The sequence below is a fragment of the Xanthomonas sp. 3498 genome, from assembly GCF_014199795.1.
GTDB lineage: Bacteria > Pseudomonadota > Gammaproteobacteria > Xanthomonadales > Xanthomonadaceae > Xanthomonas_A > Xanthomonas_A rydalmerensis.
This window is the reverse complement of the sequence record NZ_JACHOH010000001.1, coordinates 1-18,928: the sequence shown is the minus strand read 5'-3', so window position 1 is coordinate 18,928 and position 18,928 is coordinate 1. Positions and strand designations below refer to the sequence as shown.

At 69.8% G+C, this 18,928-nt stretch carries 15 protein-coding genes; 11 read left to right on the top strand and 4 right to left on the bottom strand.

What is annotated here, in order from left to right; translation table 11 throughout:
* Window positions 1-44 precede the first annotated feature (44 nt).
* The 5 genes from GGR66_RS00075 (at window position 45) to GGR66_RS00055 (ending at window position 5,773) form a co-directional block, all read left to right on the top strand.
* Entirely contained in the window at window positions 45-1,493 is a 1,449-nt protein-coding gene (locus tag GGR66_RS00075; RefSeq protein WP_184446780.1) for an aminotransferase class III-fold pyridoxal phosphate-dependent enzyme, read from the top strand.
* Between the two features lie 3 nt (window positions 1,494-1,496).
* Window positions 1,497-2,135 (top strand): hypothetical protein, encoded by a 639-nt coding sequence (locus tag GGR66_RS00070; protein ID WP_184446779.1) that lies wholly within the window; start codon window positions 1,497-1,499, stop codon window positions 2,133-2,135.
* 84 nt (window positions 2,136-2,219) lie between these two features.
* On the top strand, window positions 2,220-3,371 hold the full coding sequence (locus tag GGR66_RS00065; RefSeq protein ID WP_184447414.1) for an MFS transporter: 1,152 nt from the start codon (window positions 2,220-2,222) through the stop codon (window positions 3,369-3,371).
* 122 nt (window positions 3,372-3,493) lie between these two features.
* Window positions 3,494-4,936: an aldehyde dehydrogenase family protein gene (locus GGR66_RS00060; RefSeq protein WP_184446778.1), complete on the top strand. Its 1,443-nt coding sequence runs from the start codon at window positions 3,494-3,496 to the stop codon at window positions 4,934-4,936.
* Window positions 4,937-5,101: 165 nt separating this feature from the next.
* Window positions 5,102-5,773, top strand: a complete 672-nt coding sequence (locus GGR66_RS00055; RefSeq protein WP_184446777.1) for a TetR/AcrR family transcriptional regulator — start codon at window positions 5,102-5,104, stop codon at window positions 5,771-5,773.
* 179 nt (window positions 5,774-5,952) lie between these two features.
* Here the strand turns inward: GGR66_RS00055 and GGR66_RS00050 are convergent, their stop codons facing one another.
* Complete coding sequence (locus GGR66_RS00050) at window positions 5,953-6,849, bottom strand: SDR family oxidoreductase (RefSeq protein ID WP_184446776.1); 897 nt, start codon at window positions 6,847-6,849, stop codon at window positions 5,953-5,955.
* A gap of 97 nt (window positions 6,850-6,946) precedes the next feature.
* On the opposite strand from GGR66_RS00050, the gene GGR66_RS00045 reads away from it, so the two are divergent.
* Entirely contained in the window at window positions 6,947-7,819 is an 873-nt protein-coding gene (locus GGR66_RS00045; protein ID WP_184446775.1) for a helix-turn-helix transcriptional regulator, read from the top strand.
* Window positions 7,820-7,932: 113 nt separating this feature from the next.
* Here GGR66_RS00045 and GGR66_RS00040 read toward each other — a convergent pair whose 3' ends face one another.
* The 3 genes from GGR66_RS00040 to GGR66_RS00030 form a co-directional block, all read right to left on the bottom strand.
* Window positions 7,933-8,826 carry a hypothetical protein gene (locus tag GGR66_RS00040; RefSeq protein WP_184446774.1) on the bottom strand — a complete coding sequence of 298 codons (894 nt, stop codon included), beginning with the start codon at window positions 8,824-8,826 and terminating at the stop codon, window positions 7,933-7,935.
* Between the two features lie 65 nt (window positions 8,827-8,891).
* Window positions 8,892-11,135 carry a DNA topoisomerase IV subunit A gene (gene parC / locus GGR66_RS00035; RefSeq protein WP_184446772.1) on the bottom strand — a complete coding sequence of 748 codons (2,244 nt, stop codon included), beginning with the start codon at window positions 11,133-11,135 and terminating at the stop codon, window positions 8,892-8,894.
* 57 nt (window positions 11,136-11,192) lie between these two features.
* On the bottom strand, window positions 11,193-11,996 hold the full coding sequence (locus GGR66_RS00030; RefSeq protein WP_184447413.1) for a helix-turn-helix transcriptional regulator: 804 nt from the start codon (window positions 11,994-11,996) through the stop codon (window positions 11,193-11,195).
* Window positions 11,997-12,218: 222 nt separating this feature from the next.
* On the opposite strand from GGR66_RS00030, the gene GGR66_RS00025 reads away from it, so the two are divergent.
* The 5 genes from GGR66_RS00025 (at window position 12,219) to GGR66_RS00005 (ending at window position 18,695) form a co-directional block, all read left to right on the top strand.
* Window positions 12,219-12,668 (top strand): MarR family transcriptional regulator, encoded by a 450-nt coding sequence (locus tag GGR66_RS00025; RefSeq protein ID WP_160965704.1) that lies wholly within the window; start codon window positions 12,219-12,221, stop codon window positions 12,666-12,668.
* A gap of 10 nt (window positions 12,669-12,678) precedes the next feature.
* Window positions 12,679-14,166, top strand: coding sequence for an efflux transporter outer membrane subunit (locus tag GGR66_RS00020; protein WP_184446770.1), 1,488 nt, complete (start codon window positions 12,679-12,681; stop codon window positions 14,164-14,166).
* Between the two features lie 10 nt (window positions 14,167-14,176).
* On the top strand, window positions 14,177-15,358 hold the full coding sequence (locus GGR66_RS00015; RefSeq protein ID WP_160965708.1) for an efflux RND transporter periplasmic adaptor subunit: 1,182 nt from the start codon (window positions 14,177-14,179) through the stop codon (window positions 15,356-15,358).
* Between the two features lie 8 nt (window positions 15,359-15,366).
* Window positions 15,367-16,944 carry a DHA2 family efflux MFS transporter permease subunit gene (locus GGR66_RS00010; protein WP_160965710.1) on the top strand — a complete coding sequence of 526 codons (1,578 nt, stop codon included), beginning with the start codon at window positions 15,367-15,369 and terminating at the stop codon, window positions 16,942-16,944.
* Window positions 16,945-17,162: 218 nt separating this feature from the next.
* Window positions 17,163-18,695, top strand: a complete 1,533-nt coding sequence (locus tag GGR66_RS00005) for a GDSL-type esterase/lipase family protein (protein ID WP_184446768.1) — start codon at window positions 17,163-17,165, stop codon at window positions 18,693-18,695.
* The last annotated feature ends 233 nt before the right edge of the window (window positions 18,696-18,928 follow it).

Sequence of the window (18,928 nt, the reverse complement as noted above, 5' to 3'; positions counted from 1 at the left end):
TGCACGCCCTTTCCGTTTCCGTTCCCCCGAACCCGGCACCGACCATGAGCCAGACTCCCGCCATTTCGCAATGGCCCGATGTGGACCAGCTGTACGCGCGTTTCCATGCACTGGTGAACCAGCCGATGCGCCCGATCGGCGCCGTCGGCATGGCCAAGGTGATGCGCTATTTCGACGAGCGCTGCCAGGGCTCCAGGCGCCTGGGCGAGGCGGCCAAGCAGGTGATCCCCGGCGGCGTGCAGCACAACCTGGCGTTCAACCATCCGTTCCCGCTGGCGATGCACAGCGCCGAGGGCGCGTACCTGACCGACGTGGACGGCAACCGCTACATCGACTTCCTGCAGGCCGGTGGCCCGACCCTGCTCGGCTCCAATCCGCCGGAACTGCGCGAGCACGTGCAGGCGGTGCTGGACCAGTGCGGCCCGGTGACCGGCCTGCTGCACGAGTACGAGGTCAAGCTGGCCGAACTGGTCTGCGCCAGCATGCCGGCCGTGGAGATGCTGCGCCTGCTCGGCTCCGGCACCGAGGCGGTGATGGGCGCGGTGCGCCTGGCCCGCACCCACACCCGCAAGAAATGGATCATCAAGATCGGCGGCGCCTACCACGGCTGGAGCGATCAGCTGGTGTACGGCATGCGCCTGCCGGGCACCGGGCGCATGGAGGCGATCGGCATCCCGCGCGGCGCCACCGCCTACACCCAGGAATGCCATCCCAACGATCTGGAGGCATTGCGCCGCAAGCTGCAGTTCAATCGCCTGCGCGGCGGCACCGCGGCGGTGCTGCTGGAGCCGCTGGGGCCGGAGAGCGGCACGCGGCCGGTGCACCACGACTACAACCGGCAGGTGCGCAAGCTGTGCGACGAGTTCGGCGCGCTGCTGATCTTCGACGAAGTGGTCACCGGCTTCCGGCTCGGCCCGGGCGGTGCGCAGGGCTACTTCGGGGTCCTGCCGGACATCACCGTGCTCGGCAAATGCCTGGCCGGTGGCTATCCGATGGCCGGGGCGATCGGCGGCCGCCGCGAGGTGATGATGAGCCTGGTCGGTGGCATCGGCACCACCGCGCGACGCGCCTTCGTCGGCGGCACGCTGTCGGCCAATCCGCTGTCCTGCGTGGCCGGCTACCACGCCTTGCTGGAGGCGCAGCGCAGCGACGCCGCCGGCCAGGCCGGCCGGGCCGGCGATCGCCTGCGGCAGGGCTTGGAGGCGATCATCCGCCGTCTCGGCCTGCCGTACGTGGTCTACAACATGGGCTCGATCGTGCACCTGCAGACCTCCGGCGTGCTGCTGCTGGACACCGGCAACCTGTACAAGCTGTGGCGCGTGCGCAACGAGGCCAAGGAGCGCAAGCACATGATGGAGGAGATGGGCGCGGCGTACTCGGCACACGGGCTGATCACCCTGGCCGGCAGCCGCATCTACACCAGTCGCGCCGATACCGACGCGGTGATCGACGAGGCGCTGAATCGCTTCGACGACGTGTTCAAGCTGGTGTAGCGCATGCCCACCGTCCCGCAAATCGAAGCGCTGTGGCTGCACACACGCGAGCGGCTCGTGGCCAAGCGCCTGCTCGGCGACGATGCGGCAGCGCTTTCGCTGCGCTGCCCAGGCACCACGGCGATGTGCTGCGGCACGCTCGACGCGGAGCGGCCGCAATGGCTGGACTGGCGCGACCCGGCGCTGCCGGCGTCGGCGCAGGTGCACGCGCAGGTCTACCTGCGGCGTCCCGACGTCGGCGCCAGCGCCTGGTCGGCCGGCGCGTTCGGCAACCGCCTGGCCGACGTCGGCGGCGTGCTGCCGCAGGTGTTCGACGAGCAGGCCCGGCACATCGGGCCGATGCCGGCGCCGCTGGCGGCCGCGGACGCCTTGGCCGGTGCGCCGCCGCAGATCGGCAACGCCCTGCTGCTGGGCGGGCGCCCGCTGTGCCTGGGGACCAGTGCGCAACGGCTGGGGCTGAACGTGGAACTGTTCGAAAAGTGCGCCAAGGCCTATGTGCTTGCCGCGGCCACCGGCGGGCAGGTGCGGGAACTGCCATGGTGGGTGCGGCGCATCGCCAACGGGCGCTTGCGCAAGGACCAGACGCGTGCCGCCGCGGCCTTTGCCGCAGGCGAACTGCCGGCCGAAACCATCGGGTATTGAGGAATCAGCGCGATGACTGCCATGCCCTCGCCATCGTCCATTCCGCCCGCCGCCGCGCAGGCGGCGCGTCCGCTCGCTGCGGCCTTGTCGATCGGCGCCATCGCCCTGCTGATCCTCGGTGTGCAGCCGATCGTGCTCGGCGCGCTGGTCGAGCAGCACCTGATCACCCTGCCCGGGGTGGGCGTGGTGGCGATGGGCGAGATCATCGCGCTGGGCATCGGGGTGGCGCTGGGCGATGCGTTACTGCCGGTGTCCTGGCAGCGCAACACGGCGATCGTGGCGGCGCTGCTGGCGGCGCTGCTGAACCTGGCCACAGTGCAGGCGCAGGGCGATGCGGCCTTCGTCGCGCTGCGCGCCATTGCCGGCCTGGCCGAGGGTCTGCTGGTCTGGGTGGCCACGGTGAGCATCGTGCGCGCGGCCACGCCGGACCGGATCACCGCGGTGTTCATGGTGCTGCAGGCGCTGGCGCAGATCGCGCTGGCGTCGGCGCTGGCGCTGTGGGTGTTGCCGGCGGCCGGCTGGAAGGGCGGTTTCGTCGCGATGGCCGCGACCTGCCTGCTGGTGCTGCCGCTGGCGGCGGCGCTGCCGGCGCCGGCGCGCCTGGCCCCCGCAGCCGCTGCCCACTGCGCGGCGACCGCCACCGCCAGGCTGCGCTGGTCGCCGGCGACGCTGGCGCCGTTGTTGGTCGCCTTCCTGCAGATGTCGGCGATCGGCGCGCTGTGGGCCTATCTGGAGCCGCTGGCGCTGCGCGCGGGGCTGGATGCGCACGCGGCGCAGCTGCAGACCTCGTGGGTGCTGGGCATGCAGATCGTCGGCGGGCTGGCGGCGATCTACTGGGTGCGCCGGTTGTCGGTGACGGCGACCCTGACCCTGGGCAGCGTGGCGCTGTGCCTGGTCGCCGCGGCGATGTACCGGGTTCCCGGCAATGCGGCGCTGGGCTTTGCCGCGGTGTGCGTGGCGTTCGGCTTCGCCTGGATGTTCCTGATGCCGTTCCATGTCGGACTGGCGCTGCGCGCCGATGCGCAGGGGCGGGTGGCGGTGCTGGTGCCGGCCGCGCAGTTGATCGGATCGGCCTGCGGGCCGTTGCTGGCCTCGCTGCTGCTGCACGCCGACGATCCGGCGCCGGTGCCGCTGGTCGGCCTGGGATTTGCGCTGGCCGCGGCGCTGCTGGCGCTGTGGATCGGCCGGCGCCAACATCGCCTGGCGGTCGTGGAGGCTGGATCGCATGCGCGGTGATGGTGGCCCTGTGAGCGCGCTGGTCGCCATCGCGACGCGCGCCGGCAGGCCGCGCGTGGTGCAGGGCAGGGTGCTGCCACGCACAGGGCGATGGCCGATGTCCGACAAGCAGGAGCGTGGCGATGTCGCCTGAGCCCGTGCAGGACACCGCGCCGGAGACGATCGTGGCGCTGTTCGCCGCGCAGCAGGCCACCGCGCTGGCCTGGCGCGACTCTTCGGCGAACGCACGGCGCGCACATCTGCGTGCGCTGCGCGATGCGCTGCTGGCGCGGCGGCAGGCGCTGATCGCGGCCTTCGCCGCCGATTTCGCCAAGCCCGCGTTGGAAGTGGAACTGACCGAGGTATTGCCGGTGGTCGACGAGATCGCCACCGCCATCGCGCACTTGCCGCGCTGGATGCGTCCGCGCAAGGTCGCGCCGACCCTGCTGGCCCTGGGCACGCGTGCGCGCATCGCGTTCCAGCCCAAGGGCCGCTGCCTGATCATCGGGCCCTGGAACTACCCGGTGGCCACCGTGCTGGGGCCGCTGGTGTCGGCGCTGGCCGCCGGCAACACGGCGTTGATCAAGCCCTCCGAGTTCACCCCGCAGGTCAATGCGGTGCTGCAGGCGGTGCTGGAGGAAGCGTTCGCGCCGGAGGAGGTGGCCCTGGTGCAGGGCGGCGCGGCGACCGCGCAGGCCTTGCTGGCGTGTCCGTTCGACCATGTGTTCTTCACCGGCTCGGCATCGGTCGGCCGGCAGGTGATGGCCGCGGCAGCGCGGCAGTTGACGCCGGTGACGCTGGAGCTGGGCGGCAAGTCGCCGGTGATCGTCGACCGCAGCGCCGACCTGCGCCGTGCCGCCGAGGTGATCGTCTGGGCCAAGCTGGTCAACGCCGGGCAGACCTGCATCGCGCCGGATACCTTGTTCGTGCATCGCGACGTCAGCGCGCGTCTGCTCGACCACTGTCGCGCCCTGCTGGCGCAGCGCTACGGCGCCGATGCGCAGGCGGTCGCCGCCAGTCCGCACCTGGCGCGCATGATCCACCCGGCGCATGCGGCGCGCGTGGCCGCGCTGATCGACGAGGCGCGCGCCGGCGGCGCGCAGCTGCTGGCCGGTGGCGAGCACGACGCGGGGCGGCGCTACGTGGCGCCGACGCTGCTGGCGCAGGTGCCAGCGCAGGCACGGATCGCGCAGGAAGAGATCTTCGGTCCGGTGTTGCCGGTGATCGAGTTCGAACGTCTCGACGACGTGCTCGACCGCCTCGACGCCGCGCCCAAGCCGCTGGCGCTGTATCTGTGGAGCCGCGACCGCGCCGGCATCGCCCGGGTGCTGTCGCGTACCAGTTCCGGCAGCGCGGTCGTGAACCATTGCCTGCAGCAGTTCGTGCACAGCGGTTTGCCGTTTGGCGGCGTTGGCGCTTCGGGGTTCGGCAGCGCGCACGGCGTGCACGGTTTCCGCACCTTCTCGCACGAGCGCGCACTGCTGCAGGGCGGCCGCCTGCCCATCGTCAAGGCATTCTTTCCTCCGTACAGCGCGTTGCAGCAGCGGCTGGCGGCCGGCCTCAGCGCTTGGCTGGCGCGGCGCTGAGCGGCGTTACCGGTGTGCCAGGTGCGGGCGCGGTAAGATGCGATGTCGGCGCGTGCAGCGACCTCGCGGCGCAGTCCGCGCACCCCTTGCCGCGGCGATGCGTGCCGTGAGGCTGGCGTAGTGCCGCCACCGCGGCGCCTGCCGCTTCACCACCATCGAGATCCCATGCCCGCCGACACGCCGCGTCCTCCCGCACCGCACCGCCCGCGCCTGACCGGGAACAAGGTGCCGGCCCAGCATCGCGCCACCGAGACCTACGAACAGATCCTTTCGGTCACCGCGCAACTGCTCGGCGACGTTGGCGTGGAGCGGCTGTCCACCAACCTGGTGTGCGCGCGTGCCGGGCTGACGCCGCCGGCGTTGTACCGCTATTTCCCCAACAAGTACGCGCTGCTGTCGGAACTGGGCCGGCGGCTGATGGAGCGGCAGAACCAGCTCATCCCCAAGTGGATCACCCTGTCGGCGATGAGCGGCACGCGCGAGGACCTGCAGCGTGCGCTGGCCGGATTGGTGCTGGATACCTACCGCGTCACCAAGGCGACCGAGGGCGGAGTGTGGGTGCTGCGCGCCCTGCGCGCGGTGCCGGCGTTGCAGCAGGTGCGCCTGGATTCGCATGCGCAGGTGACCAAGGGCCAGGTGCGCTTCCTCAGCGAGGCCTTTCCCGACGCCGATCCGCGCCAGTTGCGACTGGTCAGCCGCATCGTGGTCGACCTGATCTACGCCACCGTGGAACTGTTGTTCGACACCCGCCTGAGCGCCCGCGCGGTGGCCGACACCGTGGCGGCGATGATCGCCAGCCATATCGAGCAGCTGCGCGATGGAGCATCGGCTGGGTGAGCCTCGGCTGCGGTTCCTGATGTGGGCTCCTGCTTGGCGCACGCGGCCAGGGAACCGAACCGCAAGGCGCGGCAGCCGACGTCGCGAACCACGCGTCGCCACACGGCCGCCAGCAGGCGAGGCGTCAGCGCACAAGGCGCGGCGCCTGCAACTTGGTACGCATGCCGCTGCGGCCGCGATCAGGGCGCGGCGGCGAACGTGCCTTCGTCGAGATCCGCGATCAGCGTGGGGCCGGTCGGCGTCCAGCCGAGCCTGGCCTGCGTCAGCGCGCTCGAGGCCGGCATGTCGAGTTGCACGAACATCGCCATCCAGCCGAAATGCGCGGCCGCCTCGCCCGGCGCGATCGACACCACCGGCAGCTTCAGGCCGCGCCCGAGCGCCTCGGCGATCTCGCGCATGCGCACGCCTTCCTCGCCGACCGCGTGATAGCGCGCGCCGGGCTGCGCCTTCTCGATCGCAAGACGATACAGCTGCACCGCGTCGGACAGATGGCCGGCTGGCCAGCGGTTGCTGCCGTCGCCGACATAGGCGACCACGCCCTTGTCGCGCGCGATCGCCACCAGCGGCGTGATCAGCCCTTGCCGGTACGGGGTATGGACCTGCGGCAGCCGCATCACCGAGACATTGACGCCGGCCTCGAGCAAGGCGTTGCCGGCCTGCTCGGAGGCGATGCGCGGATTCGGGTGCGTGGCGTTGAACACGTCCTCGCTGGCCGGCGCACCGTGTTCGCCGCTGCCCACGCCCGTTCCCGAGGTGATCAACAGCGGGCGATCGGAGCCCTTCAGCGCCGCGCCGAGCGCCGCGATCGCGCGTTTGTCCTTCTCGCAGTTGGCGGCGAAGTTGCTGAAATCATGGTCGAACGCCGCATGGATCACGGCATCGACCTGGGCGGCACCACGCTCCAGGCTGTCCGGATCCTCGAGCGTGCCGTGGTGGACCTCGGCGCCGGCCGCGCGCAGCGCCTGCGCGCCGGCCTCCGATCGGGTCATGCCGAGCACGCGATGGCCGGCCTGGAGCAGTTCGGGAACCAGGGCCGAGCCGATGAAACCAGTCGCGCCTGTCAGAAAGATACGCATCGTGAACTCCATTGGGTCAGTGCGAGCGACTCTCCGGTATTCGCTTATCCCGTTAAAGTAGGGACATCATCGTAGTAAAACGATTAACAGGCTTTCCATGCATTCCGATCCAGCCAATTCCCTGGGCGACTTCCTGCGCAGCCGGCGGACCCGGCTCGACCCCGCGAGCTTCGGCTTCTCCGGTCGTCGGCGCACGCCGGGCCTGCGCCGCGAGGAAGTCGCGCAGCGCGCCAACATCAGCCCGACCTGGTACACCTGGCTCGAACAGGGGCGCGGGGGCGCGCCGTCGGCGCAGGTGCTGGAGCGCATCGCCGGCGCGCTGCTGCTGACCGAGGCCGAACGCGACCACCTGTTCATGGTCGCGCTGGGGCGCCAGCCTGAGGTGCGCTACCGCGCGGTGACGGGCGTCGCCCCGCGGCTGCAGCGCGTGCTCGATGCGCTGGAAACGAGTCCGGCCATCGTCAAGACGCCGACCTGGGACGTGGTGGCCTGGAATCGCGCGGCGGCCGTGGTGCTAACCGACTACGGCCAACTACCGGTCGGCGAGCGCAACATCCTGCGCTTCCTGTTCTGTCATCCCGCCACCCGTGCCAAGCAGCACGATTGGGGCAGGGTGGCACGCTTCGTGGTGGGTGCGTTTCGTGCCGACGTGGTGCGTGCTGGCGTCGCGTCGGACGCGGCAGCCCTGGTGACCGAACTGTGCGCGCTCAGCGCCGAGTTCGCGGCCTTGTGGCACGACCACGAGGTGCTGAGCCACGGCGAGGGCGATGGCGAAAAGCGTCTCAGGCATCCGCTGCTCGGCGAGATCGCGCTGGAGTACTCGGCCTTCGCCGTGGAGGGCCGGCCGGACCTGGGCATGATCGTCTACACGCCGGTCGATGCCGATGTGGCCGTGCGCATTCGCGCACTGGCGACCGCGTATGGTGCAGCCCAGGCGACGCGGACGGACGCGGCGCTTACATCGGTGTGAATCAGTGAAACGCGGCTTCAGCCGCGACACGCTGAGCCATCGCGGCTGAAGTTGCTCCTACGATAAAAACGGACCTGCTGGCCGACGCGGACAGTGTCGACCCGCTCAATGCCTCACCAGGAAGCGACGACGCTGCCCTTCTTGACCAGTTCCACCTTTTCGTTCGCACTGTTGTAGCGCAGATACACGCTGCCGTACTTCTCGAGGATGATGCGCTGATTGGCATTCATTCTCAGACTGTTGTCGCCAAGGTCGATGCCCATGTTGTAGGTGGACTGGTCGAAGTTGATGCCGACATTGCCTAGCGCGCCGCTGTCGAAGTGAATGCCGTTCTGCCAGCCGTGCGTGCCTGGCTGGATCTGGATCGCATGCGTGCCGGCAACGCTCGAGCCAGGCGTGTTCAACAGATTGAGGCCGATCGTGGAACCGCCGTTGGTGTAGGAGGTCAGTTCGCCGTTGAACAGGATGCTGGTGCCGTGCGTTGCGACGTTTTGTCCCGCGATCCCGTCGTAGCCGTGGAACAGTTCGCTGTGGAAACCCGCCAGCCACGGCGAACCGGTGCTGCGCTGGAACGCGCGGACCGTGGCGCCCACGCTCTGCGAACTGTCCTGGGTCGCGCTGGGATGGGTGGTCGCATTGAGCTGGATGTAGAGCGGCCAACTATAGGAGTTCTGTTGGTCGGACTCGGAGATCAGCGACAGGATCTCGTTGGTGTAGCCCGGGCCGACATTGGACGCATCGCGCCGGCCCCAGCGCACCGAGGTGTCCAGCGCCGGCGTGGACACCGGCGTGCTGGAGAAATCCATGTACTGGCTCAGTTGTTCGCCGACGCTGGTGATGGCACCGGCACTGGCGACTACCAGGGCGGCGACGCCGAACAGCAGCACCCGGTTGACGGTCACGGCACGGCGCAGGCGTTGATCCTTGGCCTGGAGTTGTTGCTCCAGCCGCTCCACCCTGGCCATCAAGGAAGCGTCATTGTCGGCATTGATCACGTTCTCGTTCATCGTTGCGGTCCTTCGTTGAGATGATTGCCATGCCGGCTCTGGACGTTCGTCCAGCGAAGCCGCGCTTACTCCACCGCCAGATCGTCGACCTTCTGCCAGCCGCGCGGCAGCAGCCCGCCGCGGCTGGCGCGGGCGCCGAGGTAGGCGTCCAGGTCCTTGAACGACAGCGACATGGTGCGCTGGCCGCTCTTCACCAGCAGCGTGTTGCCCGGCGCCACCGCGGCGATCGCCACCACCCGTTCGGTGCTGAGCTTGGCCTTGGGGATGTCGATGATCTTGTTGCCCTTGCCCTTGTCCAGCTCGGGCAGGTCGGCGACCGGAAAGGCCAGCAGGTGGCCGGCGCTGGTGACCGCGACGATGCGGTCGGTGCCGGCGCCGCTCACCGGTGCCGGCGGCAGCACCTTGGCGTTCGGGGTCAGGTTGAGCATGGCCTTGCCGGCCTTGTTGCGGCTGGTCAGGTTCTCGAAGCGGGTGACGAAGCCGTAGCCGTGCGAGGACGCCAGCACCAGGCGGGAATCGCTCTCGCCGCTCGCCAGCGCCTGGAACGACGCGCCGGCCGCGGGCGAGAAGCGTCCGGTCAGCGGTTCGCCATTGCCACGCGCCGAGGGCAGGGTATGCACCAGGGTCGAATAGGCGCGGCCTTCCGAATCCAGGAATGCGACCTGTTGCGTGCTGCGTCCGCGCACCGCGGCCAGCAGACCGTCGCCGTCGCGGTAGGACAGCGCCGCCGGGTCCACGTCGTGGCCCTTGGCCGCGCGGATCCAGCCCTTCTCCGACATCACCACCGTCATCGGCTCGCTCGGCACCAGCTCGGTCTCGTCGATGGCCTGGGCCGCGCCGCGCTGCACCAGCGGCGAACGCCGCGCATCGCCGAACTTCTTGGCGTCGGCCATCAGTTCGTCCTTGATCAGCTTCTTCAGCTTGGTCTTGCTGGCCAGCACCGCCTGCAACTGCTCGCGTTCCTTGGCCAGCGCGTCCTGCTCGCCGCGGATCTTCATCTCTTCCAGCCGCGCCAGCTGGCGCAGGCGCGTCTCCAGGATGTAGTCGGCCTGTTCCTCGCTGAGCGCGAAGCGCGCGATCAGCGCCGGCTTGGGCTCGTCCTCGCTGCGGATGATGCGGATCACTTCGTCCAGGTTGAGGAACGCGACCAGCAGGCCTTCCAACAGGTGCAGGCGGCGCTCGACCTTCTCCAGCCGATGGTTGAGGCGGCGCACCACCGTGTCGCTGCGGAAGCGCAGCCATTCCTCCAGCAGGGTCTTGAGGTTCTTGACCTGCGGACGGCCGTCCAGGCCGATCACGTTGAGGTTGACCCGGTAGCTGCGCTCCAGGTCGGTGGTGGCGAACAGGTGGCCCATCAACTGGTCGGCATCGACCCGGTTGGAGCGCGGCACCAGCACCACCCGCACCGGGTTGGCGTGGTCGGACTCGTCGCGGATGTCTTCCAGCCACGGCAGCTTCTTGGCGCGCATCTGCTGGGCGATCTGCTCGATCACCTTGGACGGCGACACCTGGTAGGGCAGCGCCGTGACCACGATGTTGGCGTTTTCCTTCTGGTAGGTGGCGCGGGCGCGCACGCTGCCATGGCCGGTCTCGTAGAGGGTGCGCAGGTCGGCGGCCGGGGTGATGATCTCGGCGGTGGTCGGGTAGTCCGGGCCGCGCACGTGTTCGCACAGGTCGGCGACGCTGGCGTCGGGGTCGTCGAGCAGGCGGATCAGCGCGCTGACGATCTCGTTGAGGTTGTGCGGCGGCACGTCGGTGGCCATACCCACGGCGATGCCGGTGGTGCCGTTGAGCAGCAGGTGCGGCAGCCGCGCCGGCATCCAGGTCGGCTCGTCCATGGTGCCGTCGAAGTTCGGCGACCAGTCCACCGTGCCCTGGCCCAGTTCGCCCAGCAGCACTTCGGCGATCGGGGTCAGCTTGGATTCGGTGTAGCGCATCGCCGCGAACGACTTCGGGTCGTCGGTGGAGCCGAAGTTGCCCTGGCCTTCGATCAGCGGGTAACGGTAGGAGAACGGCTGCGCCATCAGCACCAGCGCTTCGTAGCAGGCGCTGTCGCCGTGCGGGTGGTACTTGCCGATCACGTCGCCGACGGTGCGCGCGGACTTCTTCGGCTTGGCCGTCGCGTTCAGGCCCAGCTCGCTCATCGCATAGATGATGCGCCGCTGCACCGGCTTGAGCCCGTCGCCGAGGAAGGGCAGGGCGCGGTCCAGCACCACGTACATGGAGTAGTCGAGGTAGGCGCGTTCGGCGTATTCGCGCAGCGGCAGCTGTTCGAAGCCATGGAAGGCGGGGCGGGCGAGATCGGTCATGCGCAGGAAGTACCTATAGGGGGACGCGGCGCCAGGCGCCGCAGGTCAGCCGGTCGATTATCCGGATGCGGCCGGCGATGCCAAGCCGCGCGTGCCGCCGGCGCTGGCCAGGTAACGGGCCGGAGGATGGCCGAAACGGCCGCGGAAGGCGGTGACGAAGGCGCTGGGGCTGCTGTAGCCCAGGCGGAAGGCGGTGTCGGCGACGCTGGCGCCGTCGCTGAGCCGGCGCAGCGCCTCGGCCAGCCGCGCCTGCTGGCGCCAGCCGGCGAAGCCGAAGCCGGTCTCGTCGCGGAAGTGCCGGCTCAGGCTGCGCGGCGACAGCCCGGCCCAGTGCGCCCATTGCGCCAGCGAGCGGTCGTCGGCGGGGGTTTCCAGCAACTGGGTGGCGATGCGCAGCAGGCGCCGGTCGCGCGGCATCGGCAGGTGCAGGTGCTCGACCGGGGCATTGCGGACCTCGTCCAGCAGCACCGCGCACAGGCGCTGCTGCTCGGCTTCCAGTTCCAGCGGCACGCCCCACTGGGTCATCCGCCGCAGCAGCTCCCGGAACAGGCCGTTCATGCCGATCACGCAGGTCCGCGGCGGCAGGTCGGCGCAGACGTCGGGGCGGATCAGCACCAGGTAGCTGCGCACCCGCCCGGACACCTGCACGGTGTGCAGTTCCTGCGGCGGCATCCAGCCGGCGCAGCCCGGCGGCAACGACCACTGGCCGTGCGCGGTGCGGGTGCCCAGCACGCCGTCTTCCACGTAGATCAGCTGCCCGCGCACGTGACGATGCCAGTCCACCTCGCGCCGCAGCGACACCGGCGAATGCGCCATGAACGCCAGCGCGGGCGGGCCATCGGCGCGTTCGAACCACTGCATGGCGCGCGGGTCCAGGGCGCTTTCGGAGCCGGCAGTAACGGGGGTGGGGGTGGAGTGGGATGGCTCGATTTCGATATCCATTGTCCGGATTGTAATACCGAGCCATGGCCGTGCGCCGCTACAGTGCGTTCGCCGCCAGCGTTCTCCTGTTGCAACGCAGCATCTACTTTCCTTAGGGATATTTTCTTGACATATATTTCTAAATGAAAATAATAGGCGCCCATGAACTGCGCTCCCTCCCTGCCTGGCCCGCCGTCGTTCGGCCTGCTGCTGCGCCAGGTGCGTGACGGCCTGATGCGTCGTCTCGACCAGGCCATGGCCGGGCTGGAGCCGGACCTGGGCTTCAGCCACTACATCGGCATGAAAGCCCTGGCCCACATGGCGCCGTGCACCGCCAACGAACTGGCCCAGGCCATCGACCAGAATCCCAGCGCGGTGACGCGCCTGCTGGACAAGCTGGAAGACCTGGGCTGGGTACGCCGCGAGGCGCACGCGCAGGACCGCCGCGCGCTGCGCCTGGTACTCACCGACGAAGGCCAGGCGTTGTGGCAGCAGCTCAAGCGCCGCGGCGACGACGCCATCGCCGACGCTTTGCGCGATCTGTCCGCCGAAGAGCGCGAGCACCTGTTTTCGTTGTTGGCCCGCGTCCGCGATTCCCTCAATTCGCCCTGAACCCGCCCACATGACTCTGTCTCCTTCTCTCTCCCGCCTGCGCCCGTTCGCGGTCGCGGCTCTCACCCTGGCACTAGCCGCCTGCGCCAGCAGCCGCGGCCTGGAACCGCAGGGGCGCCGGCTCGATGCCGATCGCCAACTGCACATCGGCAAGACCCTGGCCGCCGACGCCCTGGCGCCGGCGCCGTGGCCGCAGCAGGACTGGTGGAAGGCGCTGGGCGACCCGCAGCTCGACGCCCTGATCGCCGAGGCCCTGCAGGGCACGCCCAACCTGGACGCGGCCGATGCGCGGCTGCGCCTGGCGCAGGCGCAGGCCGGCGCCGCCGATGCCGACCGCGGTGCCAAGCTGTCGCTGTCGGCCGGCTACACCGGCCTGCAACTGCCCAAGGGCCTGGCCGGCGACGAGATCGGCGGCAAGTACCTCCATAACGAACAGGCGCTGCTGGATTTCAGCTATGGCTTCGACCTGTGGGGCGGCAAGCGCGCGGCCTGGGAAGTGGCGGTGGACCAGGCGCATGCGGCCGAGGTCGACGCGCAGGCCGCGCGCCTGGACCTGTCGGCCGGCGTCGCCCGCGCCTACGCACAGCTGGGGTATGCCTGGCATCTGTACGACCTGGCCGGCGCCGAACTGGCGCGCTCGGAGAACAGCCTGAAGCTGGTGCGGCAGCGCCGCGATGCCGGCATCGACAACAACCTGCAACTGCGCCAGGCCGAAGCGCGGGTGCCGGCGGCGCGGCAGCAGCAGGCGGCGGCGCAGCAGCAGATCGACGAAGCGCGCACCGCGCTGGCCGCCTTGCTCGGCCGCGGCCCGGACCGCGGGCTGCAGATCGAGCGGCCGCGCCTGCTCGATCCGCAGGCCGCGCGGGTGCCCTCGGTGCTGCCCAGCGACCTGCTCGGCCGCCGGCCCGACGTGGTCGCCGCGCGCTGGCGGGTGGAAGCCGCCTCGCAGGGCATCCATGCAGCCAAGGCGCAGTTCTATCCCAGCATCAATCTGACCCTGCTGGGCGGCGTTGCCGCCACCAATCCGGGCGACCTGTTCAAGAGTTCTTCGGTGCTGGGCCTGCTCAGCCCGGGCGTGAGCCTGCCGCTGTTCGACAGCGGGCGGCTGCGCAGCCAGTTGGCCGAGCGCGATGCGCAGTACGACCTGGCGGTGGCCAACTACAACCAGACGTTGGTGGCGGCGTTGCGCGAGGTGGCCGATCAGGTCAACGCAGCGCGTTCGCTGGCCGAACAGGTGCAGCAGCAGACGCAGGCGCTGGAGACCGCGCAGGCCGCCTTCGACCTGTCGCAGCAGCGCTATCGCGCCGGCATCGGCAACTACCTGGACGTGCTCAGCGCGCAGCAGCAGTTGCTGGACGCGCAGCAGCGCCTGGCCTCGCTGCAATCCAATCAGATCCTGGTCTCGGTGCGCCTGAATCAGGCGCTGGGCGGCGGCTACGACGCCACCTCCGCCGCCGACGCGCCGAGCTCTTCTTCTTCCGCACCTTCGCATTCCTGAGATCGCTGCAATGAATCAGACAACGACCCCCGCTTCCCCCGCTCCCGCCACCAGCCGGCGCGGCAAGCTGCTGCGCGGCCTGGCCGTGGTAGTGGTGCTGGTGCTGATCGCGCTGGCGATCTGGTACTTCCTGGTCGGCCGCTGGCACGAGGACACCGACGACGCCTACGTGCAGGGCAACCTGGTGCAGATCACCCCGATGGTGGCCGGCACCGTGGTGCGCATCGACGCCGACGACGGCATGCGCGTGGAGCGCGGCCAGCCGCTGGTCAAGCTCGACCCGGCCGACACCGAGGTCGCGCTGCAGCAGGCCGAGGCCAATCTGGCGCGCACCGTGCGCCAGGTGCGCGGTCTGTACCGCTCGGTCGAGGGCGCCCAGGCCGAACTGTCCGCGCAGCAGGTGACCCTGCAGCGCGCCCGCGCCGACGTGGCTCGCCGCGCCAGCCTGGTCGCCACCGGTGCGATCTCCGCCGAAGAGCTGGCGCATGCCCGCGATCAGTTGGCCGCTGCCGAGGCCGCGGTCAGCGGGTCGCGCGAGAGCCTGGCGCGCAACCGCGCGCTGATCGACGAAAACGGCGTGGCCGACCAGCCCGACGTGCAGGGTGCCGCCGCGCAGGTGCGCCAGGCCTTCCTCAACAACGCCCGCAGCGCCATCGTCGCGCCGGTGTCCGGCTATGTGGCGCGGCGCTCGGTGCAGGTCGGCCAGCGCGTGCAGCCCGGCACCGCGCTGATGGCGGTGGTGCCGCTGAACCAGGTGTGGGTGGACGCCAACTTCAAGGAAACCCAGCTCAAGCACATGCGCCTGGGCCAGCCGGTGGAGCTGGAGTCGGATCTGTACGGCGGCGCGGTGAGCTACCGCGGCACCGTGCAGAGCCTGGGCATCGGCACCGGCAGCGCGTTCTCGCTGCTGCCGGCGCAGAACGCCAGCGGCAACTGGATCAAGATCGTGCAGCGCGTGCCGGTGCGCATCGCCATCGACGCCAAGCAGTTGGAGCAGCACCCGCTGCGCATCGGCCTGTCGATGAAGGTCAACGTCAACCTGCATGACCAGAACGGCTCGGTGCTGCCGAGCAAGCCGGCCAGCGGCGTGCTGCTGGATACCGACGTCTATGCCCAGCAACTGCAGCAGGCCGATGCGGCCGTGAAGCAGATCATCCACGCCAACCTGCCCGACGCCGCCAAGGCGAACTGAGCCCGGCCATGTCCAACCAAGCAGCCGCTCCCGCCGCGCCCGGGGTTCCGGGCGCACCGGCCGCCGCGTTTCGTCCGCCCAGTGTGGCGTTGTGCACGGTGGGCCTGGCGATGGCCTCGTTCATGCAGGTGCTCGACACCACCATCGCCAACGTCTCGCTGCCCACCATCGCCGGCAACCTCGGCGCCAGTTCGCAGCAGGCGACCTGGGTCATCACCTCGTTCGCGGTCAGCAACGCCATCGCGCTGCCGCTGACCGGCTTCCTCAGCCGCCGCTTCGGCGAGACCAAGCTGTTCGTGTGGGCCACGCTGGCCTTCACCGCGGCCTCGCTGCTGTGCGGCCTGGCCCAGAGCATGGGCATGCTGGTGGTGTCGCGCGCGCTGCAGGGCTTCGTCTGCGGACCGATGTACCCGATCACCCAGAGCCTGCTGGTGTCGATCTACCCGCGCGAGAAACGCGGCCAGGCGCTGGCCCTGCTGGCGATGATCACCGTGGTCGCGCCCATCGCCGGGCCGATCCTCGGCGGCTGGATCACCGACAACTACAGCTGGGAATGGATCTTCCTGATCAACGTGCCGCTGGGCATCATCGCCGCGACCGTGGTCGGCTCGCAGTTGCGCGATCGCCCCGAGCCGACCGAACGCCCGCGCATGGACTACGTCGGCCTGATCACCCTGATCATCGGCGTCGGCTGCCTGCAGGTGGTGCTGGACCTGGGTAACGACGAAGACTGGTTCAATTCGACCAAGATCATCGTGCTGGCCGCGATCTCGGCGGTGGCGCTGGCGGTGTTCCTGATCTGGGAACTGACCGACAAGGATCCGATCGTCGACCTGCGCCTGTTCCGCCACCGCAACTTCCGCGCCGGCACCATGGCGCTGATCGTGGCCTACGCCGCGTTCTTCAGCGTGTCGCTGCTGATCCCGCAGTGGCTGCAGCGCGACATGGGCTATACCGCGATCTGGGCCGGCCTGGCCACCGCGCCGATCGGCATCCTGCCGGTGATCATGACCCCGTTCGTCGGCAAGTACGCCTCGCGCTTCGACCTGCGGATGCTGGCCAGTATCGCCTTCATCTTCATGGCCGCCACCAGCTTCATGCGCTCGGACTTCAACCTGCAGGTGGATTTCCCGCACGTGGCCGGGGTGCAGTTGCTGATGGGCGTGGGCGTGGCGCTGTTCTTCATGCCGGTGCTGCAGATCCTGCTGTCGGACCTGGACGGGCGCGAGATCGCCGCCGGTTCCGGCCTGGCCACGTTCCTGCGTACGTTGGGCGGCAGCTTCGCCGCCTCGCTGACCACCTACCTGTGGGCCAAGCGCACGCAGCTGCACCATGCGCACCTGACCGAGCACATCTCCACCTACACGCCGGGCATGCAGGAACAGGTGCAGATGATGGGCAACGGCAGCCTGCAGAGCGGCGCGGCCTTTCTCAACAACACCATCAACCACCAGGCCTCGCAGATGGGCTTCAACGACATCTTCTACCTGCTGGGCTGGACCTTCCTCGGGATCATCTTCTTCCTGTGGCTGGCCAAGCCGCCGTTCGGCGGCGGTGGTGGCGCGGCGGCGGCCGGCGGCCACTGAGTCCGGGGTTCGGCCGGCGCGGGCTGCAGACAGTCCGCGCCGGTGATGCGATCGCGTCGCGTGCGTCCCATTGCACGCGGGCGTAGCGCCCGGCATGCCGTGCCAACGCTGCCGGCACGGCATGCGTGCCCGGCGTCGCGCTCCGGCGCGGGGCACTTGCCGCTGCTGCGGCCCGCACACCAGAATGCGGCTCTTCGCAGGCTTCGGCAGCCCCGCACATGCAGCGCTTTCTCCGCGCCCTCGGCGCCCGCTTCGCCGCATCGCTCCCGCGTGCGGCCGTCCTCTCGCTGCTCTGTCTCGCTGTGCATCCGGGCAGCGTCCAGGCCGCGCTGCCGCCCGTGCCCTCGTCGGTTCCGGTGACCCCGGCCGATCGCCTGCGGGAAGCCTGGTGGGCCGAGCGCCACCAGCAAGTGCTGGCGCAGGTGCGCGCGCATCCGGATGCGCCGCTGCTGCTGATCGGCGATTCGATCACCCAGAACTACGAGAAGGCGCAGGCGCCGGACCAGGACTTCCAGTCGACCTGGCAGACCTTCTACGGCAGCCGTGGCGCACTCAACCTCGGCTTCAGTGGCGACGCCACCGAACACGTGCTGTGGCGCCTGCAGCACGGCGAAGTCGACGGCCTGCGGCCCAAGGTCGCGGTTCTGCTGATCGGCACCAACAACACCGGCCGCGACGGGCACAGCGCCGCGGACACGGTGCGCGGCATCGATGCGTTGGTGGCCACGCTGGAGCAGCGCCTGCCACGCACGCGTATCCTGTTGCTGGGCCTGCTGCCCAGCGCGCTGTCGGCGCAGAAGAGCGCGCGCGATGCCGAGGTCAACCGCGCGCTGGCGGTGCGCTACGGCGACCATCCGCGCGTGGCCTATCTGGACATCGGCACGGTGTTCCAGCGCGCCGACAGCACGCTGGACAAGGGCCTGTTCTACGATCCGCGGCAGCGTCCCGGCAGCGGCGCGCTGCATCCGGACACGCGCGGGCAGCGGCGCATGGCCGAAGCCATCGAGCCGACCCTGGCACGGCTGCTCGACGAAGCGCCGCGGGTGCCGCTGGACGCGATGACCGACGTCGATACCGCACGCATCCCGGTGCCCTGGCTGGAGCAGGATTCCTACGACTGGTACGGCCGCCACCGTGCCGCGCTGGACGCGGCGCGACAGCTGCGGCCGCAGGTGGTGATGCTCGGCGATTCGATCACCCATTTCTGGGCTGGCGCGCCGCAGGCGATCCGGGTGAGCGGGCCGCAGGCCTGGCAGCGCACCTTCGGCGATGCGCGGGTGCTGAATCTGGGCTTCGGCTGGGACCGCACCCAGAACGTGCTGTGGCGGCTGCGCCAGGGTGAGGTCGACGGTCTGGCGCCGCGCTGGGTGGTGATCAACCTCGGCACCAACAATCTCGCCGGCACCGGACGTGCGCGCACCAATACGCCGCAGGAGACCGCCGACGGCGTGGCGGCGGTGGTCGCCGACATCCGGCGGCGCCTGCCGCGCAGCCGGATCGTGCTGATGGCGATCTTCCCGCGCGGCTTCGCCGCCGATGCGCCGCAGCGTGCGCCGATCCTGGAGACCAACCGCCTGCTGGCCGCGCGCTTCGGTCACGACCCGCAGGTGCGCTGGCTCGACATCGGCGCGCGCTTCCTGCAGCCGGACGGCACGCTGCCGGCGGCGCTGATGCCTGACGGCACCCATCCCAGCGAAGCGGGCTACGCGATCTGGGGCGAGGCGCTGCGCAAGCTCGGCGTCGGTGGCTGAAGGGAGTCTCTCCAACATCACGCTTGCCGCGGCTCACCGGGACGTGGCGTTGTCCTCGTAGGAGCGGCTTCAGCCGCGACGAGGCGTTACCGATAACGCCTCGTCGCGGCTGAAGCCGCTCCTTGTATCTGGACCTGTCGCCCTTAAACAGGCGTCATGTCTTCCGACTGATCATCGGAGGAGGTGTGGGAAGTCCAGTCGCTCCTGAAGCTTAGAGCTTGCATCGTAGATCG

Coding starts and splice junctions, on each gene's coding strand:
- GGR66_RS00020 (WP_184446770.1), top strand. CDS start 12,679: ATGACTCTGTCTCCTTCTCTCTCCCGCCTGCGCCCGTTCGCGGTCGCG.
- parC (WP_184446772.1), bottom strand. CDS start 11,135: ATGACCGATCTCGCCCGCCCCGCCTTCCATGGCTTCGAACAGCTGCCG.
- GGR66_RS00060 (WP_184446778.1), top strand. CDS start 3,494: ATGTCGCCTGAGCCCGTGCAGGACACCGCGCCGGAGACGATCGTGGCG.
- GGR66_RS00055 (WP_184446777.1), top strand. CDS start 5,102: ATGCCCGCCGACACGCCGCGTCCTCCCGCACCGCACCGCCCGCGCCTG.
- GGR66_RS00015 (WP_160965708.1), top strand. CDS start 14,177: ATGAATCAGACAACGACCCCCGCTTCCCCCGCTCCCGCCACCAGCCGG.
- GGR66_RS00045 (WP_184446775.1), top strand. CDS start 6,947: ATGCATTCCGATCCAGCCAATTCCCTGGGCGACTTCCTGCGCAGCCGG.
- GGR66_RS00010 (WP_160965710.1), top strand. CDS start 15,367: ATGTCCAACCAAGCAGCCGCTCCCGCCGCGCCCGGGGTTCCGGGCGCA.
- GGR66_RS00005 (WP_184446768.1), top strand. CDS start 17,163: ATGCAGCGCTTTCTCCGCGCCCTCGGCGCCCGCTTCGCCGCATCGCTC.
- GGR66_RS00040 (WP_184446774.1), bottom strand. CDS start 8,826: ATGAACGAGAACGTGATCAATGCCGACAATGACGCTTCCTTGATGGCC.
- GGR66_RS00025 (WP_160965704.1), top strand. CDS start 12,219: ATGAACTGCGCTCCCTCCCTGCCTGGCCCGCCGTCGTTCGGCCTGCTG.
- GGR66_RS00070 (WP_184446779.1), top strand. CDS start 1,497: ATGCCCACCGTCCCGCAAATCGAAGCGCTGTGGCTGCACACACGCGAG.
- GGR66_RS00075 (WP_184446780.1), top strand. CDS start 45: ATGAGCCAGACTCCCGCCATTTCGCAATGGCCCGATGTGGACCAGCTG.
- GGR66_RS00030 (WP_184447413.1), bottom strand. CDS start 11,996: ATGCAGTGGTTCGAACGCGCCGATGGCCCGCCCGCGCTGGCGTTCATG.
- GGR66_RS00050 (WP_184446776.1), bottom strand. CDS start 6,849: ATGCGTATCTTTCTGACAGGCGCGACTGGTTTCATCGGCTCGGCCCTG.